Here is a 16,095-nt window from a genome sequence, read left to right on the forward strand (position 1 = left end):
GCCTCGCGTGCAAGCATCGATAGTACAGAAGAACAACAGCAGCACGAATAATCTACAGGGAATCGAGTTTTACCTAGTACTCATGCGTAGCCGGGGAATGCGAGACAGAGCATCGACCGGCCCGCCTCATCCACAGGCTATCCGAGATATCCGATGCAAGACGCAAAGTATCAGGAACTGATCAACTTCCTGGAGAAGGCCGCCCTCCTCGCTGCGGATCTCGAACGCCGCTGTCTTGATGCCGCCGAACAGCAACAGGACAGCGCCAAGGCACTCGTGCAGACATTGCATGGAGTTGAAGGAACTCTCGGCGAGGTCGTGACCGCCGGCAAAACGGAGTTGCTCCAGCATGCACAGGCCGCCGTGCGTCAGGCATTGGCACAGGAAGTCGGTGCAGCAACGAAGGCGATCGGCGAAAGCGCCAACCAGCTGCGACAGGTGAGCGACCAGTTGAAGCGCGAGCAATCCGCGGTCGGCATGCGGATGCGGATCATGGGATGGAAATCGATGATCGCGATAGGCGCGGCGGCATTTCTTACCGTGGCCGGCTCGAGCTTCGTGCTGTGGCACAACGTCAAGCGTACCGAGCGGCTCCAGGTTCAGGCCGAAGTGATGCAGGCACTCCAGCATGTGACGGTCACCTCGTGCGACGGCCGTCCGTGCATGAAACTGGAGGAAGGACAACCTCGCTGGGGCAAGAACCAGGACTACATTCTGGTCGACACCTCGACATCGGGATCCGCGCAACCAGACGGTCGAAAGTCCGCACGCTGATCTCTTCATGCCGCCACCCGCGGCGCACCTTACGCTCCACACCCACCCGACAGGTTTGAAGCCGTGACAAAACCGAAACTGCTCACCGCCCTGGCCCTGCTCGTGCTGGCCCTCGTCGCCGGCCTGTACTTCTCCGGCTGGCTGGCCCTGATGTTCATGAAGCTGGACACCGCCACGCTTGGGTTCGGCACCTACTGGAACTACCTGCAGTTGCTCGACCACCCGCGCATGCAGCCCTACACCGGCCGGGTCAAGTTCGCCGGCGCGATCGGTTTCGGCCTGCCCATGCTGGTCTGGATCGCTTCGCTGGTCCTGCTGCTGCGCACCGGCCAGGACCGCGACATCCACGGCAAGGCGCGCTTCGCCGGCCTCGTCGACCTGGCCCAGAAGGGCTTCCTCAAGTCCGCCAGCAACGGCATCGTGGTCGGCAAGAAGAACGGCAAGCTGCTGCGCCTGCCCGGTCAGCAGTTCGTGGTCCTTGCCGCGCCGACCCGCTCGGGCAAGGGCGTGGGCGTGGTCATCCCCAATCTGCTCGAATACGACGAGTCGGTCGTGGTCCTCGACATCAAGCAGGAGAATTTCGATCTGACCTCCGGCTGGCGGGCCTCGCGGGGGCAGGAGATCTACCTGTTCAATCCGTTCGCCGACGACCGCCGCACCCATCGCTGGAACCCGCTCACCTATGTGTCCAAGGACCCGGCGTTCCGGGTCTCCGACCTGATGAGCATCGCCGCCATGCTCTACCCGGACGGCGACGACAAGGACAAGTTCTGGGTCAGCCAGGCCCGCAACGCGTTCATGGCCTTCGGCCTGTATCTGTTCGAGAAGGCCGACCACGAGGGCACCGGCACGCCCACCCTGGGCGGGGTCTACCGGCTGTCCTCCGATACCGGCGGCGAGGAGCTCAAGCCCTACCTGCAGACGCTGTCGCAGGCGCCGTTCCTGAGCGCCAATGCGCGTACCGCTTTCGCCGGGCTGCTGTCGCAGGCGGACGTGACCTTCGCCTCGATCATTGGCAGCTTCAAGGAGCCGCTCAACGCCTGGATCAACCCGGTGCTGGACGCGGCCACCAGCGCCGACGATTTCCGCCTCGACGACGTGCGCAAGCGCAAGATGACGATCTACATCGGCATCCAGCCCAACAAGCTGGCCGAGAGCCGACTGATCGTGAACCTGTTCTTCAGCCAGCTGATCAACGTCAACACCAAGGAACTGCCGCAGAACAACCCCGAGCTCAAGCACCAGTGCCTGTTGCTGATGGACGAGTTCACTGCGCTGGGCCGGGTCGACATCATCGCCAAGGCGGTGGCCTACATGGCCGGCTACAACCTGCGCCTGCTGCCGATCATCCAGTCGATGGCGCAGCTGGACGCGGTGTACGGCAGGGAGATGTCGCGCACGATCATCACCAACCACGCGCTGCAGATCATCTATGCCCCGCGCGAGCAGCAGGACGCCAACGACTACTCGGAGATGCTGGGCTACACCACCGTGCACCGCAAGCAGCGGACCCGCTCGCGCGGCCAGGGCAACAGCACCTCCTACAGCGAGGCGTACGAGAAGCGGGCGCTGATGCTGCCGCAGGAGCTCAAGGCGATGGGGCCGGACAAGGAGATCTTCCTTTACGAGGGTCTGGCCCATCCGGTGATGTGCGAGAAGATCCGCTACTACAAGGATCGCTACTTCACCAAACGGCTGCTGCCCAAGGTCGAGGTCGCGCCGTTGAACCTGCCAGGAACCACGTCGTTGCCCGGCAAGAGCGCCTCGGTGATCGCCGCATCCACCCTGGCCATGCTTGCCGCCTGTGCCAGCCCGCACAGCGCCGCACAAGACGAGGCGGCGGCCACGGTGATCGAACCCCGGCAGGACCATGCTCCCGCCGAATTCCGCTGCCCGCCGGTCACCATTCCCGCAGAGCGGATGAAGGAAATCGAAGCCGAGCGCGCGTTCTACGAGCGCATGGTCGACAGCATGATCGAGGACGGCGACCTCCCGGTCGAACCCGGCTACAAGTGGGAAGGACACAGCGACCGTCCGATCGAGTTCCTGTTGGGTCCGCACCGGTTCTGGATGCCGCACAACATCATGCAGAGCCGGCCCGGTTCCAGACCGCTGGATGATGTCCGCATCAGTTTCCAGTGGCCGTGCATGGAACCGCTGCCGCCCGGCGTGGACTATGCCGACCATCCAGAACATTTCCTGCGCAGCATCTCGCCGGTGATCGCCTATCGCGACCCCGAGCGGTTCAGTCTCCGCGACAGGATGCAGAGCTTCGTCGAACCGATTGACCCGGATAACCCGAAGCATCGCAGCGACCCGATGGAGAATCTTGATCTGCGCATACAGGGCGAACCGGTGTACGGACTGGAATCGTTTTATGCCGACCTGGAGAAGGTCGAAGCCTTCTTGACTGAAACCTACTCTGAGCGTCCCAGTCGTGAAAACCTGATCCGCAACTCGAAGGAGTGGTACCTGCGCATGGGAGACACGGGCTATCCGATGACGGTACTCAAGTGCGACAGCCGGGAAGAGCCCGACGGTTTGCTCATAGATGGCAACCAGGTGGTCAACGATCCGGCGAATCGCCGACGGGCCATGTGTGATCACTTCTTTGCAATTCCGGAGTGGAACCTGCACACGCGCATCACGTATCCACGCGTGTTCATGCGCGACTGGAAGCGGATCGAATCCCGCGTCCGAGACCTTCTGCACCAAGGTCACATGCAGTAGCCCACCGCCGATACAGGAAGTATGCCGACCATGCCTGGATTGACCCAGAAGGATCTTGAGATCCTTCGTCACTACGCCGGAAAAGACAACCGCGAGCTCTACTGGAACTACCTGGCCCAGTTGCCCGATAGTGATGGATACGGCCTGCTGGCCCTGGGAGTAGTGCGCAACGACAATGCCCCCGGCCAGGTCGCCAACGCGCATGCGCAGGCGTTCGCCCGCCGCAACGGCGTGGAGCTGGACGAGCGTGGCTGGGAACAGTTCGGCATCGACCTGATGAAACGCGACTTTGCCATGCGGCAATTTCATTTCAAGGACGACCCGACCCGCGCCCTCAATCTGAAAGGCGAGGATGTCAAAGATGTCCACGACGACAGCTTCCGCAACGCCAACATCGACCCCGACGCCTGGACCCCGCGCCGGCTGATGGACATGGCCGAAGACAAGGGCGGTCCGCCCGCCATGGAGCACGTCTGGTCGAACATGCTCGACAACCGGCGACTGGGACTGGACCGCGCCTGGTTCACCTCCGCCGAAGTCTGGAAACATACCGATCTGCGTTCACTCGACAGCGTCAAGGCCAGTGTGGAGTACATGGGCGACATGACGGTAGCGCGCATGGCGGCCACCCAGAACCTCGCGAATACGGACCCGGACACCATCGGAATCCGGGATTTCCACTACCGCTACGACCGAAACCGCAACGCGTGGTCGGAAGTCCAGGAGCTGCACGATCCCGGCAGCTATCCCCACACGGTCACCCGTACCGTCACCGATCCCGACCGGCTTCGACAGCTCTCCGATACGCGTGAGTTGCGCCTGGAACGAGAGGAAAAACGCCAGCAGTTCCACCCGGACGACCCCTACCGCGAGATCGCGCGCAGTCCGCAGACGCTGGCTGGCAACGAGCAGCCGTCGCACCATGAGATCGAACGGCTGGCCATGCGTCCGGCCAGTGGCGGCCAGACGGCTCCGGCCCAGTTCTCCGACCCATCCCATCCCGACCACGCGCTCCATCTGAACGTCCGGCAGGCGTTGTACTCACAACTGCCCGACGGTGCAGTCGTCTCCGAGGATCGCCTGGCGCAGTTCACTCTCGCCGCCAAGGAAGCCCGAATTCGTCCCGACGAAATGCTGGACGTGCGCTTCAACGAGTCCAGCGCGACCCTGCAAGGTCATCATCCCGCTCATGGCGCCCGGGTCGATCTCGCCGCTCCCCCACCCACTGCACAGGACAGCGCACGGCAGGCGGCAGAACTCGATCAACAGCGACAGGAACAGGCGCAGCAACGCCAGCTGGCCGCCCAGCAGCAGACACAAGCCGGACCGGCCCTAAGTCTGGGCGGATAACGACACTGCCCCGCCCCCGGACGTGCACCGCCAGCGCAATGGTCTGGCCCGGAAGTCGAACCCGAAGAACCGGATACGGGCATCCTCGCCTTGTGCGCCGTGCATGCAGGCGATGATCCCGACCAGCAGGGCCACGCCACAACGGGCCGAGGTCAGTCTTCGGACTTTGCCCAGACTTCTCCCGCCGGGTCGAGTTCGGCGGTTTCCATCACCGGGCCGCGCCAGCCGAAGCCGCAGATCGCCAGCGCGCCCTGGCTGACCGGGTCGAGGCCGAAAGCGTGTTCGAGTTGCTTTTCGTTGATCGCGCCGGTGATGAACGCGCCCAGCCCGGCCTCGGTGGCGGACAGGTAGAGGGTCTGGGAGATGTGGCCACCTTCCAGCGCGACCACGCGGTAGCCCTTGGCGTGCTGGCGGTATTTCCAGAAGGTGCGGTCGAAGCGTGGCGCCAGCATCACCAGCACATGGGCGTCGGCGAACCAGTGCTGCTGGGCGACCATGTCCATGATGAATGCACGCAGTCCGCCCCCCTCCCAACCTTCCCCCGCGGGCGGGGGGAGGGGCTCAAGGGCATGCTCGACGGCGTGGTAGTGGTACAGGCCCGGCGGCACGCCGTCGACGTGCTGCACCACCAGGTAGCACTCCATCGGATGCAGGCCGCCGCCGCTGGGGACGTTCTTCTTCAGGAATACGGTGTCGTCGGACACACGCACCTCGGCCTGCGCGGCGAACACGCGCTGCATGACCTGGGCGAAGGTGTCGAACGGCAGTTGGCGTGACGGATCGAAATTGCGGCAGGTCGCACGGCGGGCGAGCAGGCGGTCGAAATCGTTGGCGGCGGCGCGCGGCAATTTCAGCCGGGAACCGTCGTCGCCACGGCAGGCCGCCTCGACCGGCGGCACGCCGAGCACCTCACGCATCTCGACCGCAGTCTCGGTGCGGCTGTCCTTGCTGTTCTGCACCGCGTCGACGCCTTCCCAACGGGTGAACGCATGCAGGGTGGCGCCGAGCGGATGCCAGTGGACCCGGCGGAAGGCCTCATCGCGGCCGCGCCAGCGTGCGAGAGTGTCATCGTCCGGTCCCGCGTCAGCCACCACCAGGCCCTCGGCCAGCAGGCGCGGCAGGACGGAAGCGACGTCGGCATCGAGGTCGCCAGCCTCGACCCACTGACCGGGGCTCAGCCGGCCGAGCAACTCGCGCTCACTCGCTTCGAGTTCGACCTCCTCACCGATGTGCGGCGCCAACGCCAGCCAGCGCCGCTCGCGCCGCAGGCCGTCACCGCCGCCCAGCAGCGACTCCAGCTCGAATGCGACTTCTTCGCGCGGCTCGAGGAAAACGGCGGCGCAACGGCGGATCTTCATACAGACGACTCTTTCCTGAAGTCACTGGATTATGCTGGCCCGCTCCGGGCCCGGCCACAGGGACACGCGGGGTTCGCCCCGGTAGACCAATGATCTGACTCGAGCCGGCGCTGCCTGGCATGGCAAGGCGCGTGCGTAAAATTGAGGCCGCTCCAATGCTCTCGACCCCTGCGCATGATTCTGTGACGGTTGCCCGCCCGCCGCCGGGGCGCTAGATTCTGCCGCTGACGGTCTGGCCCAGGCCGCACATGGGGAACTACCGATGAGTACCAAGACCCGGACCGCGCCGCTGTCGCCGGAGATCGCCGATCGCCTGCTGGACCTGCTCAGCACCGACGACCTATTCCGCGAGCGCTTCCAGCGCGATCACCTTGCCGCACTGCGCTCGATCGGTTACGAATCGCCCGCCCCCGGTCAGATGACGGCCTGTGGAACGACGGCTGCCATAGAACTGGAGCCATTTGCTGAGTGCAAGGTCAACGAACTCGCAGCAAAAGAAACCATCGCAGCTGCAAGAGCGGAGATCAAATCCATGCTTATCAAGGGACTTGCGCACAACACGCCTCAGTTGGATGCAGCTCTCAAAGCCGAGCGGCGCGTCCTTAAGTGAGGCGGCAGAACCTGCGGCGGCCAAATTTCATCGAATCGTGCCAAGTACTGGCGCGCCCGATCGTCGTGACCTTCGGATTCAAGTAGTTCTGCTGCGCGCAACAGAGATAAATTGCTATCCGCAACGTTCAATGCTTGCTGGCACTGGGCGCAACCCTGTTCCAGGTACGCAAGACCTCGGTGTTCTGCCAACCAGGTAACCTGCTCCAACGCCAGATCAAGCCTTTTCGTTTCAGCATACGCCTCCAGTAGGGCCTGCCGGGTCTGGTATCGCTCATAACCGGTTACAAGCGGCTCCAGCCTTTCCAAGGCACGCCGATATCGCCCCTGCTTCCTGTCCCATTCTGCAAGCAACACGGACCGCAGCTCTCGGAGATAGTCATGCTGCTCCACCACTCGGCTCTTCTCGAGCCGATCAATCAGACCATCCACTGGAGCATCATCATCCAGTCGCTGTAGCAACAATCCTGCGATGAGAGCGATCCCTATATCGTCGGGTGCCTCAACCGGGCTGGATGCCTCGGCAGCGTCCATGGCATCACGCATAACGCTCCTGGCAGACTTCGCGGCAACCTGAGCATCACCGCATAGCCATTCTACGGTCGCGGCAGAGATCTGCAGCGCCCGTAGGTACTGCGCTGGCACTTCACTTTTCGGAGTCAACGCGCGCTTCGCTGTCTCATTGGCAACCGTACATTTGCCTTTATCCATCGCAATACTGATACGGTCCAAGCTGGAGACGGCATCGCCTACGGGCGCTTCTTCAAGGAGTTTTTCCGCAGCCGGGAAGTTGTATTGGGCAGCCTCCACATTGGCTCGGCGTCGAAGACTGCTCCTGTTTCCCAAAGTCAATGCCTGGTCGAACGCCGAACCCGCCCCCTCAAAATCCTCCAATCCAAGCTTGACCCTACCGAGCTGGTCGAATGAATTTCCAATGAGTTCGTACTTCAACGACGTAGCTCTATTAGCAAACGGAAGCGCCTCCGAGAATCTGTTCGCTGCCACAAGACGGATGACTACGTTTGCCTGAGCAGGGCCATTGTCCGGATAAAGAGTTGCCATCATGCGCCACTTGGCAAGAGCATTCTGGGGCTCATCAAATTCAGCTACCCAGCCATCCAGATACTGGGCTTCCTTCGGTACAAGCCGCTCACGAAGAGACTGGGCCTTTCTCAGTGAAGGCACCGCGGCTTGGATATCCCACAATCCAAAGCCGGCGCGCGCCCGAGCCAGCCATGCGAGAGCAAATTCGGGATCGATCTCAGTTGCTTTCTGGTAATACGAATCCGCTTCGAGATAGTCGTTCTTGCTGAACGCCTTCTGTCCCAATGCATACGCTCGCAATGCATCAATGTTGTCCGTAGTCACTTCCGGCAGCGGCTTCGAGTCATGCTCTATCTGTTTGACCGCCTCGCCCAGGTTGGCACGCACGGAACCAGTGACCTGATCGATGGAGGCGAGCACGGATTCCTCGCCCCTGCCGTCGGCGGCGCGGGCATAGACGGTGGTCTGGGTGAGCGGGTCGACCACTTCGACGCTGAAACGCAGGCGACCACCGATTTCCGAGACCGTGGGCAGGATGACGGCGCGGGCGCCGTCGCGCTGGGCGATCTGGGAGGCGATGTCGCGATCGACGACGGTACCGGGCTCAAGCCGCATGCGGGCAAGGCTGTCGCGGACCTTGAGGTCGGACAGCACGTTGACGTGACGCGACTGTTCCAGGCTGATGCGGAAGGCCTGTTCCAGCGAATCCTCCAGGCGGATGTCGCCGGTCAGGTTGCGCAGGTCACCGACCACGACCCAGTCGCGTTCGTTGAAGGCGATCGCCGGCGGTGTGCGGGTCGCGAACCAGGCGCCGAAGGTGACCGCGACCAGCACGGCGGCCTCGGCCATGAGCGCGGCCGGCCGGCGCCATAACGGCAGCCGGCGCCACGCCTTGGAGCTGTTGCCCGGAGCACGCAACGGGGCAAGTCCGGGCTCACCCACCTCGAACACCAGCTGGCGCTCGGCCACTCCCTTGAACTGCCACAGCCCATGCGACTTCCACACCAGGTTCTGGCCGCGCTCGCCAAGCTCGCGGGCCGAACGGTGCGCCAGCGGTTCGGCGACCGCGGACATCAGAATCTGGCCGGGGCGGGCGATCGACATCAACCGCGCGGCGATGGGCTTGGCCAGGCCTTCGACCTCGATCGGCTTGGCGCCAAGACGCACCGCCTCGTCGCTGTTGCGCCAGGTCAGCACCTCGCCGACATGCAGACCGGAGCGGGTCTTGATGTCGAGATGGCGCAGCTTGCCGATGTCGGCCAGGCCACGGGCATAGTCGAGGGCGAAGCCAAGACCGTCGACAGGGCGCTCGAACAGCAGCAGCAGGCCGTCGGCGCGGTCGATCAGCCGCCCGCGCCACTGCTGTTGCAAACGCAGGACGAGCCGATCGTGTTCGCGGAAGAACTGTGCGGCACCACCGTCGCCAAGCCGCTCGACCAGGTTGGTGGAGTCGCAGATGTCGGCCAGCAGGATGGTGCGCAGCAACGGTGCGGCCGACTCGGCCTGGGGCTCGCTCTGGAGCACTACAGCGTCTTCCATGAAGGCACCTCTCAGGTCGGATCCTGCCATTCCACCCGGCCCCCGCCGTGGCGCTTGGCACGATACAGCGCGGCATCGGCCCGCGCATACCAGGCATTCCAGTCGCTACCGGCCTCGACCAGGCAGGCACCGACGCTAAGCTGGCAGATCACCGGCGGCGCGCCCTCGTTACCTTCCATGGCGAGCAACTCACCCGCCGTGCGGGCGATGTAGTTGGCGACGCGCATCACTTCGTCTCGACTTCCGGATGCGATGACCAGACAGAACTCGTCGCCGCCCAGGCGACAGGCCAGGTCTTCGGGGCCGATCACCGCGCGCAGAATACTGGCCACGCTCTGCAGCACGCGATCGCCAGTGAGATGGCCGAAGTCGTCGTTGACCTGCTTGAAGCGGTCACAGTCGACCAGTACCAGGCCGAACCGATCGGCCTTGCCGATGTCGCGGCATTCCTGCACGTGCATCATCAGCCCGCGGCGGTTGTAGAGGCCGGTCAACTCGTCGGTACGGACCAGTTCCTCGGTCCTGTTGAGTTGGTGGGTGGTGGCATGCAGGCGGTCGAGCGCGGCCTGCAGATCCTGGTTGCGGCGGCGCAGGCGACGGATCAGGCCCTGCTCGTTGAGCACCACGCGCATGATCGCGCGGCGCAGGAAGAAAGACACCACCACCGGGGCGTGCTCGACCAGGCGTTCGAATGCTTCGTGGCGCAGCTCGATCAGCTCGCCTTCGCAGACGGCGACGGCGTCGGCGCTGCGACCGTGGTCGCCGATCAGCAGGCCGAGCTCGCCGAAGAACTCGTTGGGCCCCAGGCGCTTGGGCCGCAGGTCGTCACCGAAATCCAGGTCGACTTCGCCGCGAGACACAACGTACATCGAAGTACCGCGGTCGCCGCGGCGGAACAGTACCTGCCCCTGCTGGATGGAACGCAGGCGGCCCATGCGCGCGAACAGCGCGACTTCCTCGGCGCTGAGGATCGCCGTGGTCATGGCCTCTTCGCCAAGCTCCGCGCGCGGCACGCCCGCAGCGGCCCCTCCCGGGACCGTCCTGGCAGACATGGCCAGCACTGGATTTTCGTGGTCCACCCCTATCTCCCTCCTGCCGGGCCCTTGATGCCGCATCCATGGTCGCAAGGCCATGCATTCCCCAATGCACGGACCCGGCGAGCATAGCACCACGTCTGGCAGGACAACGGAAAAGCCACGGTCCGGCGGACAGGCCTGCGCACCACCCGGACGCCCTCCCGGGACTCGCACCAACCAAAGGCACGCACGGGGCCGCACGATCCCTGCTACCGTCCCGCCTTCATTCGACAGATCATGGAGGTCACCATGCAACGCCTTGTCCTCGCATCAGCCCTCGGGCTGGCCCTTGCCGCCTGCGGAGGCGGAGGCAGCACCGACGCACCGACGGCCTCAGCGCCCGGCTCCATCGACGATGTCGAACTGATCCCGCGCGAGGCCCTGTTCGGCAATCCCGAACGCGCCAACGTGCAGATCAGCCCCGACGGCAAGTACCTGAGCTGGATCGCGCCGGTGGATGGCGTGCTCAACGTGTGGGTGTCCCCGGCCGACGACGTCGGCGCGGCCCGCGCGGTCACCCGCGACGACGCCCGCGGCATCCGCAACTATTTCTGGTCGCACCGGCCGGACACCCTGCTGTACATGCGCGACACCGGCGGCGACGAGGATTTCCATCTCTATGCCCTGGATCTGGTCAGCAACGAAAGCCGCGACCTGACCCCGTTCGAGAAAACCACCGCGCGGATGGTCGGCGTCAGCGACCTGCATCCGGACACGATCCTGGTCGGCATGAACGACCGCGACCCGCAATGGCACGACCTGTATCAAGTCGACCTGGCCAGCGGCGAGCGCACCCTGATCGAGCGCAACGAGCAGCGGATCGGCGGCTACATCGCCGACGAGGAATACGCCTTGCGCTATGCCACCCGCTCGCGTCCGGACGGCGGTGTCGAGGTGCTCCAGCGCAACGGTGCCGGCGCCTGGGAGGCGTACGACGACATCCCGTTCGAGGATGGCCTCACCACCTCCCCCGGCGGCCTGACCAAGGACGGCAACACGCTGTATTTCATCGATTCGCGCGGGCGCAACACCTCGGCACTGTTCGCGATCGACACCACCAGCAACGACAAGGTCCTGGTCCACGAGGACCGGCGGGCCGACGTCGGCGCAAGCCTCTCCGATCCGAAGACCGGGCTGGTGCAGGCGGTGCGGGTGAACTATCTGCGCCCGGAATGGAAGCTGCTGGACCCGGCCATCGGCGCCGACCTGGAGAAACTGGAGGGCATCGGCCCGGGCACGGTCAGCGTCAATCGCACACTCGACGACCGCACCTGGATCGTCACCTATTCCGCCGCCGAGGCACCGGCAGTCTATTACCGCTACGACCGCGATAGCGGCGAGCTGACCGAACTGTTCTCCGCCCGCCCGGATCTGGATGGCAAACCACTGGTGCCAATGTGGCCGCAGGAGATCACCTCGCGCGACGGCCTGAACCTGGTCAGCTACCTCAGCCTGCCCGCTCACGCCGACGCTGACGGCGACGGCCGTGCCGACAGTGCGGTGCCGATGGTGCTGTTGGTGCATGGCGGCCCCTGGCATCGCGACAGCTATGGCTACAACACCTACCACCAGTGGCTGGCCAACCGCGGCTACGCGGTGCTGTCGGTCAACTTCCGTGCCTCTACCGGGTTCGGCAAGGACTTCACCAATGCCGGCGATGGCGAGTGGGCAGGCAAGATGCACGACGACCTGCTCGACGCGGTGCAATGGGCGGTCGATCAGGGCGTCACCACCGAGGATCAGGTGGCGATCATGGGCGGCAGCTACGGTGGCTACGCGACCCTGGCCGGGCTGACTTTCACCCCGGATACCTTCGCCTGCGGCGTCGACATCGTTGGCCCGTCCAACCTCAACACCTTGCTGGAAACGGTGCCGCCGTACTGGGCCAGCTTCTTCGAGCAGCTCGCTCGGCGAATGGGCGATCCGCGCACCGAGGAAGGCCGCGCCTGGCTGACCGAGCGCTCGCCGCTGACCCACGCCGACAAGATCGTCAAGCCGCTGCTGATCGGTCAGGGCGCCAACGATCCGCGGGTGAAGCAGGCCGAGAGCGACCAGATCGTCGAGGCGATGACCGGCAAGCAGATTCCGGTGACCTACGTGCTGTTCCCGGACGAGGGCCACGGCTTTGCCCGGCCGGAGAACAGCAAGGCGTTCAATGCGGTCGCCGAGGGCTTCCTGGCCACCTGCCTGGGCGGACGCGCGGAGCCGATCGGCGATGACTTCAACGGTTCCAGCATCGATGTGCCGGCCGGTGCCGATATCGTGCAGGGACTGGCCGAGGCGCTGGAATCGCATACCCAGGCCATCCGGAAGTAAGCCGGCAACTCCTGCGATGCAAAGAGGCCCGGCATACGCCGGGCCTCTTCATTTCCATCCCTGGACCAATCGTGCCGGTGCGCTCAGGCCGCCGCACGCTCATCGGTGAACTGCTCTTCCTCGGTCGAACCCTTCAGCGCGACGGTCGAGGACTGGGCGCCCTGGATGGTCTGGGTAACCGCATCGAAGTAACCGGTGCCGACCTCGCGCTGGTGCTTGACCGCGGTGAAGCCCTTCTCCGCGGCGGCGAACTCGGCCTCCTGCAGCTCGACGAAAGCGCTCATCTGCCGGCGCGCGTAGCCGTGGGCGAGGTTGAACATGCCGTAGTTGAGCGCGTGGAAGCCGGCCAGGGTGATGAACTGGAACTTGTAGCCGTACGACGCGATCTCCTTCTGGAACCTGGCGATGGTCGCGTCGTCGAGGTTCTTCTTCCAGTTGAAGCTCGGCGAGCAGTTGTAGGCCAGCATCTTGCCCGGGTACTTGGCGTGGATGGCCTCGGCGAACTTGCGCGCGAACTCCAGGTCGGGCTTGCCGGTCTCGCACCACACCAGGTCGGCGTAGGGTGCGTAGGCCAGGCCGCGGCTGATCGCCTGATCGAGGCCGTTGCGGGTCTTGTAGAAGCCCTCGACGGTGCGCTCACCGGTGCAGAAGTCCCTGTCGTTGTCGTCGATGTCGCTGGTCAGCAGGTCGGCGGCTTCGGCATCGGTGCGGGCGACGATGATCGTCGGCACGCCCATCACGTCGGCGGCCAGGCGCGCGGCGATGAGCTTGTCGACCGCCTCGCGGGTCGGCACCAGCACCTTGCCGCCGAGGTGGCCGCACTTCTTGGCCGAAGCCAGCTGGTCCTCGAAGTGCACACCTGCGGCGCCGGCCTCGATCATGCCCTTCATCAGCTCGAACGCATTGAGCACGCCGCCGAAGCCGGCCTCGGCATCGGCGACGATCGGCTGCAGGAAGTCGACGTCACCACCTCCCTCCGCGCACTGGATCTGGTCGGCGCGCAGCAGGGTGTTGTTGATGCGCTTGACCACGGCCGGCACCGAGTCGGCAGGGTACAGCGACTGGTCGGGATACATCTGCCCGCCGAGGTTGGCGTCGGCGGCAACCTGCCAGCCGGACAGGTAGATCGCCTTGAGCCCTGCCTTGACCTGCTGCATGGCCTGGTTGCCGGTGAGCGCGCCGAGGGCATTGATGAAGTCCTCGGTCTGCAGCGAGTTCCACAGCTTGTCGGCGCCATGGCGGGCGATCGAGTACTCGACCGGCACCGTGCCGCGCAGGCGCACGACGTCCTCGGCGGAGTACGGGCGGGTGATCCCGGCCCAGCGCGGGCTGCTCGCCCATTGCTGGCGCAGTTGGTCGGCGGTGGCGTGGATGTGGCTCATGGTGGTGGCCTCTCTTACAGTGCCCTTGCTCGGGCGTGTGGGGTTCGGGTTTGTGGTGTGGTGTTTTTGTAGGAGCGGCGTAAGCCGCGACTGGCCTTCACGGGAACGTTTCATCGCGGCTTACGCCGCTCCTACGGATGTCGGCCGGGCTCGGATCAATCCAGCCGCGCGTATGCGGGCAGGGTCAGGAATTCCTCGAGTTCGTCGGCGTGGGTGAGGCGGTCGAGCACGCCGATCGCCTCGTTGATGCGACTGCCGCCGGGCAGGCGACTGCGGTCGCCCAGGCGCGCGGGCAGGCCGATCAGGGCGCGCTCGAGCAGGGCGAAGTCGACCGGGGTGCCGTCGTCCAGGTACAGGTTTTCCCCGGGAGGCACTTGGCCGACCGGCTGGCGAGCGTGATGCAGCCACGACCACAGCTGCGCGCGGGCGATCTCGGCGGTGGCGGCGTCCTCCATCAGGTTGTGGATCGGCACGCAGCCGTTGCCATCGAGCCAGGCGGCGAGGTAGCGGACGCAGACCTCGACGTTGCCCTCGAAGCCGGCGCGGGTGATCGTGCCCAGCGATGGCTTGATGAGGTCATCGCGGGTGACGGTGACTTCCTCGCGCAGCACGTCGTGCTGGTTCGGGCCGGGCATGCGCTCGTCGAACACCTCGCGCGCCAGCGGGATCAACGCCGGATGCGCGACCCAGGTGCCGTCGTGGCCGGCAGTGACCTCGCGCAGTTTGTCGGCGCGAACCTTGCCCAGCGCGATTTCATTGGCTTCGGCATCGCCACTGATCGGGATCTGCGCGGCCATGCCGCCCATCGCGTGGGCGCCGCGGCGGTGGCAGGTCTGGATCAGCAGCTCGGAGTAGGCGCGCAGGAACGGCTGGGTCATCGTCACCTGGCCGCGCTCGGGCAACACCTTGTCGCGATGGGCGCGGAAGGTCTTGATGTAGGAGAACATGTAGTCCCAGCGCCCGCAGTTGAGGCCGACGATGCGGCCGCGCAGCGCGTGCAGGATCTCGTCCATCTCGAACACCGCTGGCAGGGTTTCGACCAGCACGGTGACCTTGATCTGTCCGGCCGGCAGGTCCAGCGCCTGCTCGATGTGGCCCAGCGCGTCGTCCCACAGCTGCGCCTCTTCCATGCACTGCAGCTTGGGCAGGTAGAGGTAGGGCCCGCGATCCTTGGCGGCGAGCACGCCCGCATTGTGGAAGGCGAACAGCGCGGCATCGAACAGGCTGCCGGCGATCGGCGCGCCGTCGACGCGCAGGTGCTTCTCGTCCAGGTGCCAGCCGCGCGGGCGCACGATCAGCACGGCCTGCTGCTCGAACGGCTTGAGCGCGTAGGCCTTGCCCTGCTCGCTGGTGAAGGCCAGGGTGCCGGCGACCGCCTCGCGCAATGCACGCTGGCCGGTCAACAGGTTGTCCCAGGTCGGCGCGGTGCTGTCCTCGAAGTCGGCCATGTAGCAGTTGGCGCCGGAATTGAGCGCGTTGATGACCATCTTCGGGTCGACCGGGCCGGTGATCTCGACCCGGCGATCGAGCAGCGCGGCCGGGATCGGCGCGACCTTCCAGTCGCCGGCGCGGATCGCGGCGGTGTCGGCACGGAAGTCGGGCAGGCCGCCGTCGTCGAAAAAGGCCTGACGGGCGCGGCGGACCGCCAACCGGGTCTGCCGGGTGAGCTCGAAGCGCCGGTGCAGCCCGGCCAGCAGCTCGAGCGCGGCCGGGGGGAGCAGGTCGTCCTGCCCGTCCACCCGGGCGGTGATCTCCACCCCCGCCGGGGGCTGGGCATGGACCGGGGTGCCCTGCCGTTCTGCCATCACTGCCGACATCATGGTTCTCCTGCTGGATTCATCGTGGGGAGGCGGCCCTCTCGGGCGTTTCGCCTTGTCCAGCACCATGCGACTGCGTTTGGTATTTGACAATCAAGTT

The 16,095-nt window shown here is 65.2% G+C and carries 9 protein-coding genes and 1 pseudogene; 5 read left to right on the forward strand and 5 right to left on the reverse strand.

What is annotated here, in order from left to right:
- Positions 1 to 153 precede the first annotated feature (153 nt).
- From FKV23_RS15645 to FKV23_RS15655, 3 genes and pseudogenes are all read left to right on the forward strand, one after another.
- Entirely contained in the window at positions 154 to 774 is a 621-nt protein-coding gene (locus FKV23_RS15645) for a hypothetical protein (protein WP_141624695.1), read from the forward strand.
- Positions 775 to 837: 63 nt separating this feature from the next.
- Positions 838 to 2,511, forward strand: a pseudogene (locus FKV23_RS17610) (type IV secretory system conjugative DNA transfer family protein); the annotation flags it as partial.
- Between the two features lie 1,023 nt (positions 2,512 to 3,534).
- On the forward strand, positions 3,535 to 4,854 hold the full coding sequence (locus FKV23_RS15655) for a hypothetical protein (protein ID WP_141624697.1): 1,320 nt from the start codon (positions 3,535 to 3,537) through the stop codon (positions 4,852 to 4,854).
- 152 nt (positions 4,855 to 5,006) lie between these two features.
- Here the strand turns inward: FKV23_RS15655 and FKV23_RS15660 are convergent, their stop codons facing one another.
- Positions 5,007 to 6,212: a putative peptide maturation dehydrogenase gene (locus tag FKV23_RS15660; RefSeq protein WP_141624698.1), complete on the reverse strand. Its 1,206-nt coding sequence runs from the start codon at positions 6,210 to 6,212 to the stop codon at positions 5,007 to 5,009.
- A 262-nt stretch (positions 6,213 to 6,474) separates the two neighbouring features.
- Between FKV23_RS15660 and FKV23_RS15665 the strand changes: the two genes are divergently transcribed.
- Positions 6,475 to 6,822 carry an NHLP-related RiPP peptide gene (locus FKV23_RS15665; RefSeq protein WP_141624699.1) on the forward strand — a complete coding sequence of 116 codons (348 nt, stop codon included), beginning with the start codon at positions 6,475 to 6,477 and terminating at the stop codon, positions 6,820 to 6,822.
- On the opposite strand, the gene FKV23_RS15670 is transcribed toward FKV23_RS15665, so the two are convergent.
- Positions 6,777 to 9,404: a putative peptide modification system cyclase gene (locus FKV23_RS15670; protein ID WP_141624700.1), complete on the reverse strand. Its 2,628-nt coding sequence runs from the start codon at positions 9,402 to 9,404 to the stop codon at positions 6,777 to 6,779. The two genes, FKV23_RS15665 and FKV23_RS15670, sit on opposite strands and share 46 nt — an antisense overlap.
- An 11-nt stretch (positions 9,405 to 9,415) precedes the next feature.
- A complete protein-coding gene (locus FKV23_RS15675; RefSeq protein WP_141624701.1) occupies positions 9,416 to 10,456 on the reverse strand; it encodes a GGDEF domain-containing protein in 1,041 nt (346 codons plus the stop codon).
- Positions 10,457 to 10,729: 273 nt separating this feature from the next.
- Here FKV23_RS15675 and FKV23_RS15680 point away from each other — a divergent pair, with 273 nt between their 5' ends.
- On the forward strand, positions 10,730 to 12,796 hold the full coding sequence (locus tag FKV23_RS15680; protein ID WP_141624702.1) for a S9 family peptidase: 2,067 nt from the start codon (positions 10,730 to 10,732) through the stop codon (positions 12,794 to 12,796).
- Positions 12,797 to 12,879: 83 nt separating this feature from the next.
- Here the strand turns inward: FKV23_RS15680 and aceA are convergent, their stop codons facing one another.
- Both aceA and aceB read right to left on the reverse strand, forming a co-directional pair.
- Positions 12,880 to 14,178, reverse strand: coding sequence for an isocitrate lyase (gene aceA / locus FKV23_RS15685; RefSeq protein WP_141624703.1), 1,299 nt, complete (start codon positions 14,176 to 14,178; stop codon positions 12,880 to 12,882).
- 155 nt (positions 14,179 to 14,333) lie between these two features.
- Positions 14,334 to 15,995: a malate synthase A gene (aceB, locus tag FKV23_RS15690; protein WP_141625244.1), complete on the reverse strand. Its 1,662-nt coding sequence runs from the start codon at positions 15,993 to 15,995 to the stop codon at positions 14,334 to 14,336.
- Positions 15,996 to 16,095: the final 100 nt, after the last annotated feature.

The sequence above is a fragment of the Lysobacter alkalisoli genome (genome assembly GCF_006547045.1).
GTDB classification, from domain to species: domain Bacteria; phylum Pseudomonadota; class Gammaproteobacteria; order Xanthomonadales; family Xanthomonadaceae; genus Marilutibacter; species Marilutibacter alkalisoli.